The organism is Streptomyces lavendofoliae (assembly GCF_014649735.1).
Lineage (GTDB): Bacteria > Actinomycetota > Actinomycetes > Streptomycetales > Streptomycetaceae > Streptomyces > Streptomyces lavendofoliae.
Genome location: NZ_BMTP01000013.1, coordinates 213,331 through 230,813, shown reverse-complemented (window position 1 = coordinate 230,813; position 17,483 = coordinate 213,331). Strand labels below are relative to the sequence as shown.

Here is a 17,483-nt window from a genome sequence, read left to right as displayed (position 1 = left end):
ATCATGTCGCAGATCATCACCGTGCACTCCTACCGAGGGGGTACGGGGAAGTCCAGCACGGCCGCGAACCTCGCGTTGCTCCTGGCCTCCGGGGGCCACCGGGTCGCGCTCGTGGACACGGACATCCAGACGCCCGCCCTGGACCTGATGTTCGGTGACACCGTGCCGTCCGCCCGCCGCTCGCTCGCGGACTACCTGGTCGGCCACTGCGAGATCGAGGACGCGGCCTACCCCTGCCGGGCGGACGTGGGCCACGACGGTGTCTTCCTGGTGCCGGCCAGGAGCGGGGCGGCCGGCATCAACGAGATCATGGGGCGCGGCTACGACGTGGGGCTGCTGCGCGAGGGCTTCGACCGGCTGATCGACCTGCTGGCCCTCGACGTGCTGCTCCTCGACACCCACGCCGGGTTCAACAACGAGACGGTGACGGCGATGGCCAGCTCCGACGCGCTGGTGATCGTCACCCGGGCCGACCGGCTCGACCTCGCGGGCGCCGCCGAGACCATGGCACTGGCGGGCCGGCTCGGCTGCGTACGGGTGAGCGTGGCGCTCAGCATGGTGCCCGACGGCGTGGTCGACGACCGGATGCGCGCGGAGGTCGAGTCCGCGTACGCCACCGAGATCACGGCCGTCCTGCCGTACGCGCCGGAGATGGCGTCCCTCGCCGGTGAGCGGCTGTTCAGCCCGGCGTACCCGCACCACCCGCTGGTGACCGGCTACCGCCGGATCATCTCCGCCGTGAGCAACGGCACCACCGCGATACGCCGCGGGTGACCCCCTCTTCTTTTTTCCAGGTGCTCTTCCAGGAGGCATGACGATGCAGGGCAGGACGAGACAGCGCGAGGCGGCCGGCGGCCCGGCCCGCCGGACCGGCACGGCGCCCGGCGGGACGACGGCGGCCGGCCCCGCGGCCCCGGCGAACGAGACCGCGGGCGCCACCGGCGGAGCCGCCCCGGCCGCCCCCGCGGCGGCGCCCCGGACCTTCGCGCCCACCGTCGGGCGCATCCCGGTGGTGGACGTACGGCCCCGCGTCGACGGCGGGCGGCGCCCCGCCCGCGCCGTGCCGGGCGAGGTGTTCGAGGTGAGCGCCACCGTGTTCCGGGAGGGGCACGACGCGGTGGCCGCCAACGTGGTGCTGACCGGCCCCGACGGGGAGCCGGGACCGTGGACGCCCATGCGGCTGACGGCACCCGGCACCGACCGCTACGCCGCGCCCGTGTCGGCGGACCGCGAGGGCGACTGGACGTACCGCGTGGAGGCCTGGGCCGACCCGGTGGCGACCTGGCGCCACACCGCGGAGGTGAAGATCCCGGCGGGCATCGACGTGGAGCTGGTCCTCCAGGAGGGCGCCGCCCTGCTGGAGCGGGCCGCCGGGGCGTTCCCCGCCGGCGAGGGCACCCCCCTGACGGACGCCGCCGCCCGCCTGCGGGACGCCTCCCTGCCCGTGGCGGAGCGCCACGCCGCGGCCCTCGCCCCCGTGGTGACCGGCCTGCTCGCGGCGCGCCCGCCGCGCGAGCTGGTGACCTCGTCGGGCGAGCTGCCGCTGCGGGTAGACCGCGAACGCGCCCTGTACGGCTCCTGGTACGAGTTCTTCCCGCGCTCCGAGGGCGCGGTCGTCCCCACGGAACCGGGTCCCGACGGGCACCTGGAACCGCCCAGGTCGGGCACCTTCCGCACGGCGGCGCACCGGCTGGACGCGGTGGCGGCGATGGGCTTCGACGTGGTGTACCTCCCGCCGGTCCACCCCATCGGCACCTCCCACCGCAAGGGCGCCGGCAACACGCTCACGCCGGGCCCGTACGACCCGGGCTCCCCCTGGGCGATCGGCTCGGCCGAGGGGGGCCACGACGCGGTCCACCCCGACCTCGGCACCCTCGACGACTTCGACGCCTTCGTCGGCCGGGCGCGCGAGCTGGGCCTGGAGGTCGCCCTGGACTTCGCCCTCCAGTGCTCGCCCGACCACCCGTGGGTGACGGAGCACCCGGAGTGGTTCCGGCACCGGATCGACGGCTCGATCGCGTACGCCGAGAACCCGCCCAAGAAGTACCAGGACATCTACCCCGTCCACTTCGACACCGACCCCGAGGGGCTGCACGCGGAGTGCCTGCGGATCCTGCGCCACTGGATGGCGCACGGGGTGCGGATCTTCCGGGTCGACAACCCGCACACCAAGCCGGTGGCGTTCTGGGAGCGGCTGATCGAGGCGGTCCACGCCACCGACCCCGACGTCCTGTTCCTCGCCGAGGCGTTCACCCGCCCGGCGATGCTGCACGCGCTGGCACGCGTCGGCTTCCACCAGTCGTACACGTACTTCACCTGGCGCAACTCCAAGGACGAGGTCGAGTCGTACCTGTCCGAGCTGGCCGGGCTCGGCGGCGAGGAGAGCGCCGCCCACCTGCGCCCCAACCTGTTCGTGAACACCCCGGACATCCTGCACGCCTACCTCCAGTACGGCGGCCGGCCCGCCTTCGAGGTACGGGCGGTCCTCGCCGCCATGGCGTCCCCCACCTGGGGTGTCTACGCGGGGTTCGAGCTGTGCGAGAACGTGGCCGCCGGCCCCGGCAGCGAGGAGTACCTGGACTCGGAGAAGTACCAGTACCGGCCGCGTGACTGGGCCGCCGAGGAGGCGGCGGGCACCTCGCTGGCGCCCCTGCTGCGCACCCTCAACGAGGTGCGCCGCGCCCACCCGGCCCTGCGGCAGCTGCGCAACCTGCGCTTCCACCGCGCCGACGACGACGCGGTGGTCTGCTTCTCCAAGCGGCACGGGGACGACTGGGTCCTCGTGGTGCTCAACCTCGACCCGCACGGCGTCCGGGAGACGACCGTCTCGCTGGACCTGCCCGCGCTCGGGCTGGACCGCACCGGCACCTTCACCGTCCGCGACGAGCTCTCCGGCGACGGCGCCACCTACACCTGGGGCCGCAGCAACTACGTACGTCTCGACCCGCGCCGGCAGGTCGCCCACATCCTCACGAACGGGGACAGCGCGTCGTGAACCGCGAGAAGGCCGACACCCACCTGCCCGCCACCGACCTCAAGCGCCTCACCAGCGGCGAGGTCAGCGACCCGCACGCGCTCCTCGGCCCCCACCCGGGGCCCGCCGGCGTGACGGTGCGGGTGCTGCGCCCGCTGGCCGACGCCGTGACGCTCACCGACCCGGCCGGCGGGACGCTCGCCGGGCTGGTCCACGAGGGCGGGGGCGTCTTCTCCGGCACGCTGCCCGGCCGCGACGTACCGGACTACCGGGTCGCCGCGGCCTACGGCGACACCCTGTTCACGTACGACGACCCCTACCGCTACCTCCCCACGCTCGGCGAACTCGACCTGCACCTGATCCGGGAGGGCCGCCACGAGCAGCTGTGGCGGGTCCTCGGGGCGAACGTCCGCGAGCACGAGTCCGGGCACGGCCGGGCGCGTGGCACCGCCTTCGCGGTGTGGGCGCCCGGCGCCCGGGCCGTACGCCTGGTCGGCGACCTCAACCACTGGGACGGCGCCGCCCATCCGATGCGGTCGCTCGGGGCCAGTGGGGTGTGGGAGCTGTTCGTGCCGGGCGTGGAGCCGGGCTGCCGCTACAAGTACGAGATCCTCACCCCGGACGGCCGCTGGATCCAGAAGGCCGACCCGCTCGCCTCGTCGGCCGAGGCGGCGCCCGGCACCGCGTCGGTCGTCCACTCCTCGGCGTACCGATGGGGCGACGGCGACTGGATGCGCCGCCGCGGCGAGCGGCCCGCCACCGAGGCGCCGATGAGCGTGTACGAACTGCACCTGCCCTCCTGGCGGCCCGGCCTCGGCTACCGCGAGCTGGCCCGGGAGCTGCCCGCCTACCTGAAGGGGCTGGGCTTCACCCACGTGGAGTTCCTGCCGCCCGCCGAGCACCCCTTCGGCGGCTCGTGGGGCTACCAGGTGACGTCCTACTACGCGCCGATGGCGAGGCTCGGCTCCCCCGACGACTTCCGGTACCTGGTGGACCGGCTGCACGCGGCGGGCATCGGGGTGATCGTGGACTGGGTGCCCGCGCACTTCCCGAAGGACGACTGGGCGCTCGCCCGGTTCGACGGCACCCCGCTGTACGAGCACCCCGATCCGCGCCGGGGCGAGCACCCCGACTGGGGGACGCTCGTCTTCGACTACGGGCGCGCGGAGGTGCGCAACTTCCTGGTCGCCAACGCCGTGTACTGGTGCGAGGAGTTCCACGTCGACGGGATACGCGTGGACGCCGTCGCCTCCATGCTCTACCTGGACTACTCCCGGCCGGACGGCGAGTGGCTGCCCAACGCCTACGGCGGGCGGGAGAACCTCGAAGCGGTCGAGTTCCTCCAGGAAGTGAACGCCACCGTGCAGCGCCGCTGCCCCGGGGTCGTCACCGTCGCCGAGGAGTCGACGGCCTGGGACGGGGTGACCCGCTCCACCGACCGCGGCGGACTGGGCTTCGACCTCAAGTGGAACATGGGCTGGATGCACGACTCGCTGTCGTACATGGCCAACGACCCCGTGCACCGGCAGTACCACCACCACGCGATGACGTTCGCGATGATGTACGCGTACGCCGAGAACCACCTGCTGCCGGTCAGCCACGACGAGGTGGTGCACGGCAAGGGGTCGCTGCTCGGCAAGATGCCCGGCGACCGGTGGCAGCGGTTCGCGAACCTGCGCGCCTACCTGGCGTGGATGTGGGCCTTCCCCGGCAAGCACCTGCTGTTCATGGGGCAGGAGTTCGCCCAGGACAGCGAGTGGTCCCACGACCGGGGCCCGGACTGGTCGCTGACCGGGTACGCCCCCCACGCCGGCGTCCGCGACCTGGTGCGCGACCTCAACCGGCACTACCTCGCCGACCCGGCGCTGTGGAGCCGGGACACCCGGCCGGAGGGGTTCCGCTGGATCGAGGCGGACGCCGCGCAGGACAACGTGTACGCGTTCGTGCGGTACGGGGAGCCGGGCGGGCCGCTGGTGTGCGTCTTCAACTTCCAGCCCGCCACGCGCCCCGGCTTCCGGGTGGGCCTGCCGCGGGCGGGCGACTGGACCGAGGTGCTGAGCACCGACGCGGCGGCGTACGGCGGCAGCGGCGTCACCCACCCGGGGCCGGTCCGGGCGGAGGACGTGCCCTGGCAGGGGCTGCCCGCGAGCGCGGAGCTCACCCTGCCGCCGCTCGGCGCCGTCTGGCTCCGCCCGCACAGCTGACAACGACTGGAGAGGGAGGCCACCCGCCATGCCCGCACCGCGACTGAGGACCACCCCGCTGCCCGGGATCGGCGTGCAGTACGAGCTCACCACCCGGCGGCACGACACCCTGTCGGTCGTCGCCCACCGCGACGGCACCCGCACCCTCAACGTCCACCATGACGACGACCCCGACTCGTGCGGCCTGTCCATGCGGCTGACCGGCGCGGAGGCGCTCACCCTGACCGAGGCGCTGCTGCCCGGCCACAACAACCCGAACCTGCTGCACACCAGCGACTTCGGGCTGCTGGCGGAGCGGGTCACGGTGACCGGCGACTCGTACTGGAACGGCCGGCGGCTGGGCGAGACGAGGATGCGGACGGCGACGGGCGCGTCGATCGTCGCCGTGATGCGCCGCGCGCACCCGATCCCCTCCCCGGGGCCGGAGTTCCGGCTCCGCGGCGGGGACACGATCATCGTCGTCGGCACGCGCGAGGGCGTGGACGCGGCACACGCCATCCTGGATCGGAAGTGACGCCGTGCATTCCGCTGTCTTCCTGATCGAGTTCGGCGCGGTCGTCCTGGCGCTCGGGCTGCTCGGCCGGTTCGCCGCCCGGGTGCGCTTCTCCCCCATCCCGCTGTACCTGCTGGCCGGGCTGGTCTTCGGGCACGGCGGGGTCGTCCCGCTGGGCGGCAGCGAGGAGTTCATCGAGATCGGCGCCGAGATCGGGGTCGTACTGCTGCTGTTGATGCTGGGGCTGGAGTACACGGCCGGTGACCTGGTCGGACATCTGAGGACGCACGCCCCGGCCGGGGCGGTGGACTTCGTGCTCAACGCCGTGCCGGGTGCGGCCGTCGCGGTGCTGATGGGCTGGGGCCCGGTGGCCGCGGTGGTGCTGGCCGGGGTGACCTGGGTGTCGTCGTCCGGGGTGATCGCCAAGGTGCTGGGCGACCTGGGGCGGATCGGCAACCGCGAGACGCCCGCCATCCTGAGCGTGCTGGTCCTGGAGGACCTGGCGATGGCCGTGTACCTGCCCATCCTGACGACGCTGCTCGCCGGCGCCGGCTGGGCGGCGGGCGGGGTGACCCTGGCGATCGCGCTGGGCGCGGTCGGTGTGGTGCTGGTCGTCGCGGTCCGCTACGGGCGGCACATCTCGCGGTTCATCTCCAGCGACGACCCGGAGAAGCTGCTGCTGGTCGTCCTGGGCCTGACGCTGCTGGTGTCCGGCTTCGCCCAGGAGCTCCAGGTGTCGGCGGCGGTGGGCGCGTTCCTGGTGGGCATCGCGCTGTCCGGGGAGGTCGCCGAGAACACCCACCACCTGCTGATGCCCCTGCGGGACCTGTTCGCCGCCGTCTTCTTCGTCTTCTTCGGGCTCAGTACGGACCCGTCGACCATCCCGCCCGTGCTGCTGCCCGCGCTGGCCCTGGCGCTGCTCACCGCCCTGACGAAGATCGCCACGGGGTACTGGGCGGCCCGGCGCGCCGGGATCGGCGAGCGGGGGCGGTGGCGGGCGGGCGGGGCGCTGGTGGCGCGGGGCGAGTTCTCCATCGTCATCGCGGGCCTCGCGGTCACCGCGGGTGTCGAGCCGGCGCTGGGGCCGCTGGCGACGGCGTACGTCCTGCTGCTGGTCGTGCTCGGCCCGGTGACGGCCCGGTTCACCGAGCCGGTGGCGCTGTGGTTGACGGGTCGCCGGGCTCAGCGGCGCGGTGTGGCGCCGGTGGTCGACGCGGTGCCCGAGCCGGTCCCGGTGCCGGACTGAGGGCGGGCCGCCAGGCGCTCCGCCAGGCGGAGCGCCGGGGCGGTCATCGCGGTGGTGGCCAGGGCGACGACGGTGAGGGCGATCAGCAGCGCCCGGTCGATGAGCCCGGCCTCGTGGCCGACGGAGATGACGACGATCTCGGTCAGTCCCCGGGAGTTCATCAGCGCCCCGACACGCAGCCACTCGCGGCGCGGCAGACCGCCGAGGGCGCCGGCCGCCGCGCATCCCACCGTCTTGGTGAGGACGGCGACCAGCAGCAGCACCGCGGTGAGCGGGCCGTCCCACGGGGCCGCGCCGAGGTCGAGGCGCTGGCCGAAGCCGAGGAAGAAGCAGGGCAGCAGGATGGTGGCGGCGACCGTGTCGAGCGCCTTCAGGGCCGGCTCGCCGGCCGGGGCCGGACGGTGGCGGCCGTACACGAAGCCGAAGAGCAGCGCGCCCAGCAGCTGGTGGAGCCCGGTCGCGGAGGAGGCCGCCGCGGCGAGCGCGCAGCCCGCGACGGTCAGGGCGAGGTCGGTGCCCCGGCGCGTGGGGCCCGGGCGGGCGCGCAGCAGGACGGCCACCGCGACCAGGCCGGTGGCCGTCAGGGCCAGGTGCCGGGCGCCGAGGCTGCCCGAGGCGATCAGCGCGGCGGTCAGGACGCACCAGGCCACCGCGTCGCCGACGGCCGCCGCGGCGAGGCTGGTACGGCCCGCCGGGGTGGCCGTCAGGCCCTCGTCGTCCAGGATGCGGGCGAGGACCGGCAGCGCGGTGACGGACAGGGCGCAGCCCAGGAACAGGGCGGAGGCCGCGGGGGTGGCCCGGGGGCCGGCGTGGGCGCCGTCCAGGGCGAGCGCCAGCACCGCTCCGGCCGCCATCGGCAGCAGGACGGAGGCCGCGCTGACGGCGGTGACCGCCGGGGCCGCGGCCCTGGCCGCCGCCGGGCCGGCCAGGTGGCGGCCGATGCCGAAGGCGTAGAGGACCAGGCCCAGTTCGGCGAGGGCGCCCAGGGCGGGCAGGACGTCCGGCCCGAACAGGAAGCGGTGTGCGGCGGGGGCGACCGCGCCGAGCAGGGACGGCCCGAGCAGCAGCCCGGCGGCCAGCTCCGCGATCACCGGGGGCTGGCCGGCCCGGCGGGCGAGCCGGCCCGCGGTGCGGGTGAGCAGCAGCAGGCACGCGAGGGCCAGCAGGAACCGGCCGTCCGTCATCGGGGGTGCTCCTTCGGTCGGGTCGGGGAAGCCGAAGGGCGCCCGGTCAGGCCGGACGCCCTGGGTGGTGGTGCGGCCCCGGCGGGGCCTGTGGGTCAGCGGATCAGCGGGCGATCCGGACGTAACGGCCTGACTGGACCGTGGTCTTGTCGATGGCCGCGAGGAAGTCCTGGGTCTCGGCGGCGGAGAAGAAGCCGCTCATGGTGGCGTCCGCGTCCTCGGGGGTGGCCCAGTGGACGATCACCAGGTACTCGCCGTCGTCGCCGCGGGTGACCTCGCGGGACAGGAAGCCGGGCCGCTTGGCCATGTAGTCGTCCTCGACCGCCCGGTCGAGGCTCTCGAAGGCGGTGGTGTCGGTCCCGGGGACCAGCTTGAACCTGACGGTTTCCACGGTGCTCATCTTTCCTCCTGGAAGGCGTTGGCGTGGGCACGGGCCCACTGGGTGAAGGTGCGGGGCGGCCGGCCGAGGAGCTCGGTGACCGTGGGCCGCACCCGCGAGTCGTCGAGGGTGCCGTCCGCGTAGTAGCGGAAGAAGGCGTCGACGTACGCGGTCGGTGTGCCGCCCGCCTCCATCTCCTCGCGGGCCTCCTCGTCGGTCAGGCCCTCGAAGCGCAGGGGGCGCCCGAGGACCTCGCCGAGGACGCGCACCCGGTCGACGGGGAGCAGCGGTTCGGGCCCGCTCAGGGCGTGGGCGCGGCCGTGGTGGTCCGGGTCGAGCAGGACGCGCGCGGCGACGGCCGCGATGTCGTACGGGTCGATCATGGCGACCGCCACGGTGGGGAACGCGGCGCGCACCACGTCCCCGGCCGCCAGCTGCGCGGTCCACTGGAAGGTGTTGGACATGAAGCCGCTGGGCCGCAGGATCGTCCAGGGCAGCCCGGAGGCCCGTACCGCCTCCTCGGAGAGGATCATGAACCGGGAGATGGCGTTGTCCATGTCGCCGTCGGGGGCGGCGATGCTGGAGAGCAGCACCACGTGCTCGACCCCGGCGCGGGCGCACTCGCCGAGCAGGCCCGGCATGTCCGCGTAGCCGGGCAGCAGGAACACCGCGCGCACGCCGTCGAGGGCGGGGCGCAGCGACTCGGGGTGGTCGAGGTCCCCGACGGCCGCCTCCGCCCCGGCGGGGGGTTCGGCGCCGTTCCTGACCAGGGCGCGCACCGGCCGGCCGGAGCGGACGAGCCTCGTGGTCAGCTCGCCGCCGACGTGGCCGGTGGCGCCGGTCACCAGGATCATGGGGGTCTCCTCGCCTCAGGACGTCAGGTCGAGCACCAGGCGGCCACGGACGTGGCCCTCCTCGCCGAGCGCGTGCGCCCGTGCCACCTCGTCGAGCGGGAAGACCCGCTGGATCTCGGGGCGGACGCCGCCGGTGGCGAGGAGGCCGGCGAGCCGGTCGAGGACCGGGCCGTCGGGGTGCACGTAGGTGAAGCCGGCCCGGACGCCGCGGTCCCGCGCGGTCCGGCGGTGGTCGGGTCCCTCGCCCTTGAGGGTGACCACGATCCCGCCGGGGCGCACGACGTCGAGCAGCCGGAAGAACTCGGCGCCGCCCATGGGGTCGACGGCCAGGTCCACGTCCCCGACCTCCTTCTGGAGGGGGACGGTCCGGTAGTCGACGGCCCGGCGGGCGCCGAGGGAGCGGACGAACGGGTGGTTGGCGGGGGACGCGGTGCCGATGACCTCGGCGCCCGCGTCGGCGGCCAGCTGCACCGCGATGTGCCCGACTCCCCCGGCCGCCCCGGACACCAGGACGCGGTGCCCCGGGCGCAGCCCGCCGTGCTCGAACAGCGTCTGCCAGGCGGTGAGGCCGGCCATCGGCAGCGACGCGGCCACCACGTGGTCGACGCCGTCCGGTTTGGCGGCGAGTTCGGCCTCCGGGGCGACGGCGTACTCGGCGTACCCGCCCGCGAGCGCGGGGAAGCGGGGCATGCCGAACACGCTGTCGCCCTCGGCGAACCGCCGGACGCCCGGGCCGGTGGCGGCCACCGTGCCCGAGACGTCCCAGCCGAGCACGGCGGGGAACCGCTCGACGCCGACGCCCCGGCCGGCCCGGGTCGCCTGGTCGATGGCGTTGACGCCGGCCGCGTGGACGCGGATCAGCACCTCGCCCTCGCCGGGCACGGGGACGGGTACCTCGCGCACCCGGAGGGTGTCCGGCGTACCGAAGGCGTCGACGACCGCCGCGCGCATGACGGCCGGCGTCACGGCGCGAGGCGCAGGTCGTGCTTGGGCGCGAACTCCACGATCTGCCGCTTCTGCTCGTCGGTCAGCGGGACCGGGGCCTCGCCGGCCCGCGCCTCGTGCCCGATCTCCATGAAGAACTTCTCCAGGTAGGCCGGGGTGAACAGGAACAGCATCCGGCTGACGTGCAGTCCGACGTTGCGGAACCGGTGGCGGGTGCCGCGCGGCACGAAGACGAAGTCGCCGTCGTGGGCGGTGAAGGTCTTCTCGCCGTTGAGGAACTCGATGTCGCCGTTGAGGATGTAGAACGCCTCGTCCGCGTGCGGGTGGATGTGCGGCGGCGGGCCGCCGCCGGGCGGGACGGACGCCTCGGCGAAGGTCAGCGAGCCGCCCGTGTTCTCGCGGGTGGCCTTGAAGGTGTAGACGGCGTCGCCGAACCAGTACGTCGGGCCGGTGCCCGCCGGGTGATGGACGACGGCGCCCTCGGGGTGGGGGCCGGTCTCCCCCGTGGTGGGCCGTGCGGTGGTGGTCATCTGGGTCTCCCGGGGGTCAGAGGCGGAACAGGCCGGGGTCGGCGACCACGACGTCGAGGAGGACGGGGCCGTCGGCGGTCAGCGCCTCGCGCAGCGCCGCCTGGAGGCCCTCGGGGGTCTCGACGCGCTCGCCGCGCACACCGAAGCCGCGGGCCAGCTGCGCCATGTCGACGCCGCTGAGGTCGTACCCCTTCTCCCAGGACTTCTGGTCCTGGAGGTAGTACTTCAGCGACAGGTAGCCGGCGTTGTCGGGGATGACGAAGGTCACCGGCAGGTTGTGCTGGGCGGCGGTCCACAGGGAGTGCAGGGTGTACTGGGCCGAGCCCTCGCCGACGACCACGACCGCGCGGCGGTCCGGGCGGGCGAGCGCGTAGCCGACGGCACCCGCGAAGGGGAAGCCGAGGGCGCCGCTGGCGGTGGCGAAGTACCCGTTGCCCGAGCCGAGCGGGATCTGCTCGTGGAAGTCGGCGCGGGCGATGGGCAGTTCCTCGAACAGGACCGCCGTCTCGGGCAGCTCCTTCGACAGCAGGTGGAACAGGTACGCCTGGGTGAGCGGCGTGGTGGGCTCCGGGACGGGGACGGGCTCGCGCACGGGGGCCAGTTCGACTCGTTCGCGCTGCTCGACCAGCGGGACCAGGGCCTTGACGACGTCGCCGGGCCGGGCGATGAACGCCGAGTCGGCCAGGGTGGCGGCGGCGGCCTGCGGGTCGTCGGTGACGTGCAGGAACTCGACGTCGGCGGTGAGCGTGGGCCGGGGGCTGCGGTCGAGGTCGGCCGGCGCGGTGGAGAACAGGTCCCAGGCCGTGAACAGGGTGAACGCGGGTCCGCCGAGGACGACGACCACGTCGTGCTGCGCGGCCAGCCGCTCGTTGATCAGCTCGGGGATGGGCGGCAGGACGCCGGCGAACAGCGGGTGGTCCTCCGGGAACGCGCCGCGGTTCCAGACGGGTGCGCCCCAGACGCGGGCGTTGAGCTTCTCGGCCAGCTCGACCAGGGCGCCGCGCGCCCCCTGGGCGTCCACCGGGCCGCCGGCGATCAGGCCGGGGCGGCGCGCGCCGTTGAGGGCGGCGGCGATGCGGTCCAGGGCCGCGGGGGACGGGACGGTGGCGTCCTCGACGGTGGGGATGCGGACCGGCTCGGGGTCGGCGGGGCGGACGAAGTCGTCCTCGGGGACGGCCACGAACACCGGTCCCTGGGGCGCCTGCTTGGCGATCCGGTACGCCTGGGCGATGGTCGCCGGCACGTCCTGGGGGCGGGCGGGTTCGGCGGCCCACTTGATGTACGGTTTGGGTAGCTGCGTGGCGTCCTTGGCGATGAGGAACGGGTCGCCGAGGAGCATCTTGCGGGCCTGCTGGCCGCCCAGGATGACCATGGGGGTCTTGGCGGAGGCGGCCGTGTAGACGCTGCCCATGGCGTTGGCGAGGCCGGGGCCGCCGTTGATGATGACGAGCGCGGGCTCACCGGTGGCCTGGGCGTAGCCGTCCGCCATGCCGACGACGGACGCCTCCTGGAGGCCCATGACGAACCGGAACTCGTCGTCCGGCCAGGCCTCGAAGAGCTTCATCTCGGTGTGGCTGGGGTTGCTGAAGATGGTCGTCAGCCCCAGCCGGCGCAGCACGTCCAGCGTTTCGTCGCGTACGGTCCGGTGGCCGGTTGCCTCGGTCACGGCATGTCTCCTACGGGGGTGGGTCGGCTGGCGGGGGCCGCCAGGGCGATGGGAAGGGTGAGCTTGCGCCCGGCCCAGGTGGCGGGCAGGGCGAGGGCGCAGACGATCAGCGCGACGAGGGGCGCGCGGCCGACGCCGTACGTGGCGACCGCCCAGCCGCCGATGGCGGCGCCGGCGGCGATGCCCGCGTTGACGGCGGAGGCGCCCAGGGTGGCGGCGAGGTCACCGCCCGGCCCGGCGAGGGAGATGATCCGCAGCTGGAGCGACGGCACGATGCCGAACCCGACGAGGCCCCAGGCGGCCAGGGCGAGCGCGGCGAGCACCGGCTGGGAGCCGGTGAGGTGGAGCGCGCCGAGGGCGAGGACGAGGACGGTGTTGCCGACGAGGAGGGTGAGGTCGGCGTTCCGGTCGGCGAACCTGCCGCCGGCGAAGGTGCCGACGGCGCTGGCGAGGCCGAAGATCAGCAGGAAGGCGCTGACGCCGCCGCCGGAGATGCCGGTGACGTCCTCCAGGTAGGGCGCGAGGTAGGTGAAGGCGGTGAACTGGCCGCCGAGCAGCAGCAGTCCGATGCCCAGCATGGCCAGCACGCGGGGCGCGAAGGCGTGCCGGGCCTGCGCGCGCAGCCCTCCGGAGCCGCTGCCCTCGACGGCGGGCACCAGGGCGAGGACGGCGACGAGCGCGAGGGCGCCGAGGACGACGATGCCGGTGAACGCGGCGCGCCAGCCGACGGACTGGCCGACGAGCGTGCCGAGCGGCACCCCGATGACGGTGGAGACCGCGATGCCGCCGAACACCATGGAGACGGCCTGCCCGCGGCGTTCGGCCGGTACGAGCCCGGCGGCGACGGCGGAGGCCACGCCGATGAACAGCCCGTGGATGGCGCCGGTGACGACCCGCGCGGCCAGCAGCAGCCCGAACGCGGACGCGAACACGGCGACGAGGTTGCCCGCGACGAACACGGCGAGGGCGAGCCCCAGCAGCGTGCGGCGGGGCAGCCTGATGGTCGCGGCGGTGACGACGGGCCCGCCGAGCGAGATGCCCAGCGCGTACGCGGTCACCAGGAGCCCGGCCGTCCCGACGGACACGTCCAGGTCGCCGGCGATGAGGCTGAGCACGCCGACGATGACCAACTCGGCGGTGCCGATGACGAACGCGCCGAGGCCGAGTGCGGCGAGCGCGTAGGTACTGCTCCGGGTCCCGCTCATCGGCGAGCCCCTCCTTCTGTCTTCCGTGCGGACGTGGTGGCCGGCCCGCCGGCCGTGGGGCGGGGGCCCGGGGGGCGCGCCCGCGTGGGGGTGGGGGCGCGCCCCTGTGGGGGGGAGGGAGGCGGGGCGGGGGCCCCGCGGGTCAGACCTTGTAGCGCTGCTTGACGTCCTCGGCGAAGCCGAGGTAGTCGCGGAGGGGCCAGACCTGTTCGAACTCCAGGTACTCGCGCATGGGGAGGCGCCCCAGGGCGGTGCGGTCGAGCTCCTCGGCGTCCGGGGAGTCGATGATGGCGATGACCCGCTTCTGGGCGGCCACCTTCCAGATCCCCACGCAGAATCCGGAGTCGAGCGTCTCCTGGGCGTGGACGGCCTCGTCCTGCTCCAGCTCCCACAGCTCGTCGAGCGTGAGGCGTCCCTCGTGCTTCCACTTCATCTGGACGTAGAACAGCATGGGTCACTTCCCGTCGGTGTCGCGTATCAGTGCGGTGAGCGCGTGGTCGGCGCCGAACACCTCGACGGCCAGGTCGAGCGGCGTCTTGCCGTCGTGGCCGACGAGGTCGAGCCGGGCGCCGGCCCCGACGAGGATGCGGACGCACTCCTCGTAGCCGTGCCACAGCGCGTCGTGGAGGGGGGTGTATCCGTTCGTCGCGCCCTGGAAGTCCAGGTCGATGCCGGGCCGGGCGACGAGCTGGGCGGTGATGTCGGCGTGGCCGTTGTAGACCGCCTTGTGCAGGGGTACGGCGCCGAACGTCGGCTCCACCGCGTTGACGTCCGCGCCCGCCGCGAGCAGCAGCGCGACGATCTCGCCGTGCCCGTCGCGGGAGGCGACCAGCAGCGGGGTGTGCCAGTCGTTGAACCCGCCCAGGAAGGGGGCCCGCTCGTCGACCTCGGCGCCCTCGTGCAGGAGTTTGCGGACGCGCTCGGTGTCACCCTCCGCGGTGGCGGCCATCAGCTCCTGCCGGGACACCGCCGCCTCGTCGCTCTCGCGCCGCGCGTTGAGGTGCTCCTCGGCCTTGAGGAGCTTGTCCTTGCCGAAGGTGTTGACGTTCAGCTCGTAAGCGAAGTGCTGCTCCAGCGAGAAGCCGTAGTGCGTGTACACCTTGAGGGAGGCGCCCTTGGCGAGCAGGTACTCGGCGATGTCCGGGTACTTGTACCAGAGGGCGTCCATCAGGGCGGTGTGGCCGGTGGTGGGGGCGACGGCGTCGACGAACGCGCCCGCCTCGACCAGCGCGCGCACCACGTCGAGGCTGCCGCCCTGGCATGCCTTGTGCAGGGCGGTCGCCCCGGCGCGGGTGTCGGCGGTGTGGACGTCGGCGCCCGCCCCGATCAGCGCCCGCACGGTCGGCGCGTCGGCCTGCCCGGCGGCGATCATCAGGACGGTCAGCCCGCTGGCCGCCTCGCGGGTGGAGGGATCGGCGCCGGCGGACAGCAGCCCCGCCACGTTGGCGGTGTCGCGGTCGCGGACGGCCGCGATGAGGTCGGCGCTCATCAGGCGGCCACCTGTCCGGAGGTGTCCCCGCGCAGGGCGCGGACGATCGGGGACGGGTCGGTGTACGACTTCCAGCGGACGATCCGTCCGTCGCGGACCGTCAGCCACTGGACGAACTCGATCTCGAATTCGACGCCGTTGTTCCTGACCGCCGAGAGTTCGTGGATGACGCCGGCGGCCTTTTCGCCGTCGACCACCAGGTCGACGAGCTTCTCGAACTTGACCTCGCACTCCCCGGTGAAGACCTGGAGACTGGCGAGGACCGCGTCACGGCCGCGGATCGCGCCGATCCACTTCATGTCGTCGTTGTAGCCGGGGACCGGCGTGTAATTGATCCACTCGACGTCGTCGGCGAGCAGTCCGAGACACGTCTCGAAATCACCGGAGGCGAGCGCGTCGAACCAGCGCTGGGCGACCGCGCGGGTCGCTGCGGTGAGGTCACTCATGTGTACTCCTCGATAAGCCCGAGAGAATTCCCAGAAGATAGTGATTCCGTTTCCGGCCGCTCGCCAACAATGTGCCGCCGACTTCCTGAGATTCCGTGCGCGGAAACCGCGGGTTCAGGATTCCTGCGACCGGGAGGCGAGCGTGAGCAGTTGCTGGTTGCCGTCGGCCCACGTCGCCGTCATGACGACGTCGCCGATGCGCCAGCCGTCATCGGTGCGCACGAGCGCGAAGCGGTAGTGGCCGCCCAGGGTCCACAGCGGACCGCCGTGCTCGTTGGGCAGCCGGTGCGTGGCCTGGAACATGGCCGTGCACACCGCCGAGTCGCCGTCGAGGTCGACAAGGAAGTTGCTGAACACGTGCTGGGTGGCGGTGAAGGCGCCGAGCAGCCCGGCCCAGGCGCTCACCAGGCCCTTGGCCGGGACGACGGCCGGCTCGCCGCCGTTGAGGCTGGTGTAGTCGAGCCGGACCTCGTCGGTGAACACCCGCTCCAGCGCCTCCCAGTCGCGCTGGTCGGTGTACCAGCCCATCCGGGTGCAGGTGTCGATGACGTCAAGTCGGTCCGCCGTGGTACTCATCGGCCGACCACCTCCAGTTTCTCCGTGGGTGCGTAACAGGTGTGGCCCGACTGCTTGGTCCACCGGTGCTCGATGAACAGCGCGCAGACGATCAGGGCCCCGAGGGACATCACCTCGCCGACGGCCGCGCCGAAGTGGCCGGCCGGCACGGTGAGGAAGGCCAGCGCGGCGGCGGCGAAGTGGAACCGCTGCGGGCCGATCTTGAGGATTCCGTGGAACCAGGCGATGCCCGCCAGGTAGAGCGCCACGCCGCCGGCCAGTGCCAGGGACGGCGCGAGCGGCAGCTGGGCGAAGGGGTGCGCGATCGTCTTCTTCACGGCCGCGGCGATGAGGATCAGCCCCAGCAGCATTGGGACGTGGGCGTAGAAGAACGCGGACAGCGCCATGCGGGACCGGGTGGCGGCGTCCTGCCGCTCCAGGGCGACCTCGGCGCGCCGCGCCTTCTCCGACTCGTTGAAGTACACCCACCACAGGCAGGCCGGGATGACGAAGATGAGCACGGCCGTGGTGACGACGGACAGTCCCGCCGGGGCGCCGTCGGTGCCGATGCCCAGCGCCAGGAAGGAGTCGCCCAGGGCAATGATCATCAGCAGGCCGTGGCGCTCCACGAAGTGGCCGGGTTTCAGGTCGAATCCGGAGACCCCGGTGATGACCGGCGCGAGGATCTCCAGCAGTACGGCGCCACCCCAGCACAGGTAGACCGGCACCCCGTCGAGGAACCCGGCGCAGATGATCAGAACCGCTCCGGTGACGTGGAAGGGGGCGATCCGCAGCATGTTCCGGGCGGCGCTGGGCCCGCTGAAGGCGAACAGCGCGGCGTGGACGCTGACGATCAGCAGGTAGCCCACGCCGAAGGCGACGCCGTCGCCGTCGAAGGCGTTGGGTGTGGTGAGCCCGATGACCAGGAACGACGCCATGCCGAGGAGCAGCAGCAGCCGCTGGTGCTTGCCGTGCGGCGGTACGTGGTTGGTGAGCCAGGCGTACCCGCCGTACATCCACCACAGCAGCCAGAAGATCAGCAGGATCTGCAGGACCCCGACGGGGGTCATGCGGTCGCTGAAGACACGGGCGAGCTGGGTGAAGTTGAAGACGAACGCGAGGTCGAAGAAGAGCTCCAGGGTGGTGACCCGCGCCTTGTCATCCAGCGGCGCGTCGTCGCCGGCTCCCCGGGTGCCTTTCGGAACGGCTTCCGTGGACATGGTCGTGACGTTAACGGCCCGTTCGGCGGGGGTCGAAAAGTTCGGTCGGACATCATGAGGTCGCACTCCCCCGGGGGGACGCGGGGTGCGTGT

Annotated in this window: 17 protein-coding genes; 5 read left to right on the top strand and 12 right to left on the bottom strand. The window is 73.5% G+C overall.

Going from position 1 to position 17,483, the window contains the following annotated elements; translation table 11 throughout:
- Window positions 1–3: 3 nt before the first annotated feature.
- From IE109_RS24195 to IE109_RS24180, 5 genes are read left to right on the top strand one after another with little or no spacing between them, the layout of a single operon-like run.
- A complete protein-coding gene (locus tag IE109_RS24195; RefSeq protein ID WP_189553222.1) occupies window positions 4–774 on the top strand; it encodes a MinD/ParA family ATP-binding protein in 771 nt (256 codons plus the stop codon).
- 43 nt (window positions 775–817) lie between these two features.
- The gene (locus tag IE109_RS33325) at window positions 818–2,995 is read left to right on the top strand and encodes an alpha-1,4-glucan--maltose-1-phosphate maltosyltransferase (protein ID WP_373297767.1); all 2,178 of its coding nucleotides are present in this window, start codon (window positions 818–820) and stop codon (window positions 2,993–2,995) included.
- A complete protein-coding gene (gene glgB / locus IE109_RS24190; protein WP_308431388.1) occupies window positions 2,992–5,178 on the top strand; it encodes a 1,4-alpha-glucan branching protein GlgB in 2,187 nt (728 codons plus the stop codon). The genes IE109_RS33325 and glgB overlap by 4 nt, the downstream gene beginning before the upstream one ends.
- Before the next feature lie 28 nt (window positions 5,179–5,206).
- Window positions 5,207–5,692 (top strand): cation:proton antiporter regulatory subunit, encoded by a 486-nt coding sequence (locus tag IE109_RS24185; protein WP_189553220.1) that lies wholly within the window; start codon window positions 5,207–5,209, stop codon window positions 5,690–5,692.
- Window positions 5,693–5,696: 4 nt separating this feature from the next.
- A complete protein-coding gene (locus IE109_RS24180) occupies window positions 5,697–6,917 on the top strand; it encodes a cation:proton antiporter (RefSeq protein ID WP_189553218.1) in 1,221 nt (406 codons plus the stop codon).
- Here IE109_RS24180 and IE109_RS24175 read toward each other — a convergent pair.
- The 12 genes from IE109_RS24175 to IE109_RS24125 all read right to left on the bottom strand — a co-directional run bounded on the left by IE109_RS24175 (window position 6,854) and on the right by IE109_RS24125 (window position 17,390).
- Window positions 6,854–8,101 carry a cation:proton antiporter gene (locus IE109_RS24175; RefSeq protein ID WP_189553216.1) on the bottom strand — a complete coding sequence of 416 codons (1,248 nt, stop codon included), beginning with the start codon at window positions 8,099–8,101 and terminating at the stop codon, window positions 6,854–6,856. The genes IE109_RS24180 and IE109_RS24175 overlap by 64 nt on opposite strands.
- Window positions 8,102–8,204: 103 nt before the next feature.
- Window positions 8,205–8,501: an antibiotic biosynthesis monooxygenase family protein gene (locus tag IE109_RS24170; protein WP_189553215.1), complete on the bottom strand. Its 297-nt coding sequence runs from the start codon at window positions 8,499–8,501 to the stop codon at window positions 8,205–8,207.
- The gene (locus IE109_RS24165; RefSeq protein ID WP_189553213.1) at window positions 8,498–9,334 is read right to left on the bottom strand and encodes an NAD(P)H-binding protein; all 837 of its coding nucleotides are present in this window, start codon (window positions 9,332–9,334) and stop codon (window positions 8,498–8,500) included. The genes IE109_RS24170 and IE109_RS24165 overlap by 4 nt, the downstream gene beginning before the upstream one ends.
- 15 nt (window positions 9,335–9,349) lie before the next feature.
- Window positions 9,350–10,300: an NADP-dependent oxidoreductase gene (locus tag IE109_RS24160; RefSeq protein WP_229891487.1), complete on the bottom strand. Its 951-nt coding sequence runs from the start codon at window positions 10,298–10,300 to the stop codon at window positions 9,350–9,352.
- Complete coding sequence (locus tag IE109_RS24155; RefSeq protein WP_189553211.1) at window positions 10,297–10,809, bottom strand: cupin domain-containing protein; 513 nt, start codon at window positions 10,807–10,809, stop codon at window positions 10,297–10,299. The genes IE109_RS24160 and IE109_RS24155 overlap by 4 nt, the downstream gene beginning before the upstream one ends.
- Window positions 10,810–10,825: 16 nt before the next feature.
- Window positions 10,826–12,475, bottom strand: a complete 1,650-nt coding sequence (mdlC, locus tag IE109_RS24150; protein ID WP_189553209.1) for a benzoylformate decarboxylase — start codon at window positions 12,473–12,475, stop codon at window positions 10,826–10,828.
- Window positions 12,472–13,680, bottom strand: a complete 1,209-nt coding sequence (locus IE109_RS24145; protein ID WP_189553207.1) for an MFS transporter — start codon at window positions 13,678–13,680, stop codon at window positions 12,472–12,474. Before IE109_RS24145 ends, mdlC begins: the two co-directional genes overlap by 4 nt.
- 142 nt (window positions 13,681–13,822) lie before the next feature.
- A complete protein-coding gene (locus IE109_RS24140; RefSeq protein ID WP_064071883.1) occupies window positions 13,823–14,131 on the bottom strand; it encodes a muconolactone Delta-isomerase in 309 nt (102 codons plus the stop codon).
- 3 nt (window positions 14,132–14,134) lie between these two features.
- Window positions 14,135–15,169 carry an ankyrin repeat domain-containing protein gene (locus IE109_RS24135; protein ID WP_229891486.1) on the bottom strand — a complete coding sequence of 345 codons (1,035 nt, stop codon included), beginning with the start codon at window positions 15,167–15,169 and terminating at the stop codon, window positions 14,135–14,137.
- Window positions 15,169–15,615, bottom strand: a complete 447-nt coding sequence (locus IE109_RS33320; protein ID WP_229891484.1) for a nuclear transport factor 2 family protein — start codon at window positions 15,613–15,615, stop codon at window positions 15,169–15,171. Before IE109_RS33320 ends, IE109_RS24135 begins: the two co-directional genes overlap by 1 nt.
- Before the next feature lie 114 nt (window positions 15,616–15,729).
- Window positions 15,730–16,191, bottom strand: a complete 462-nt coding sequence (locus IE109_RS24130) for a nuclear transport factor 2 family protein (RefSeq protein WP_189553205.1) — start codon at window positions 16,189–16,191, stop codon at window positions 15,730–15,732.
- Window positions 16,188–17,390 carry a low temperature requirement protein A gene (locus tag IE109_RS24125; RefSeq protein WP_189553204.1) on the bottom strand — a complete coding sequence of 401 codons (1,203 nt, stop codon included), beginning with the start codon at window positions 17,388–17,390 and terminating at the stop codon, window positions 16,188–16,190. The genes IE109_RS24130 and IE109_RS24125 overlap by 4 nt, the downstream gene beginning before the upstream one ends.
- Window positions 17,391–17,483: the final 93 nt, after the last annotated feature.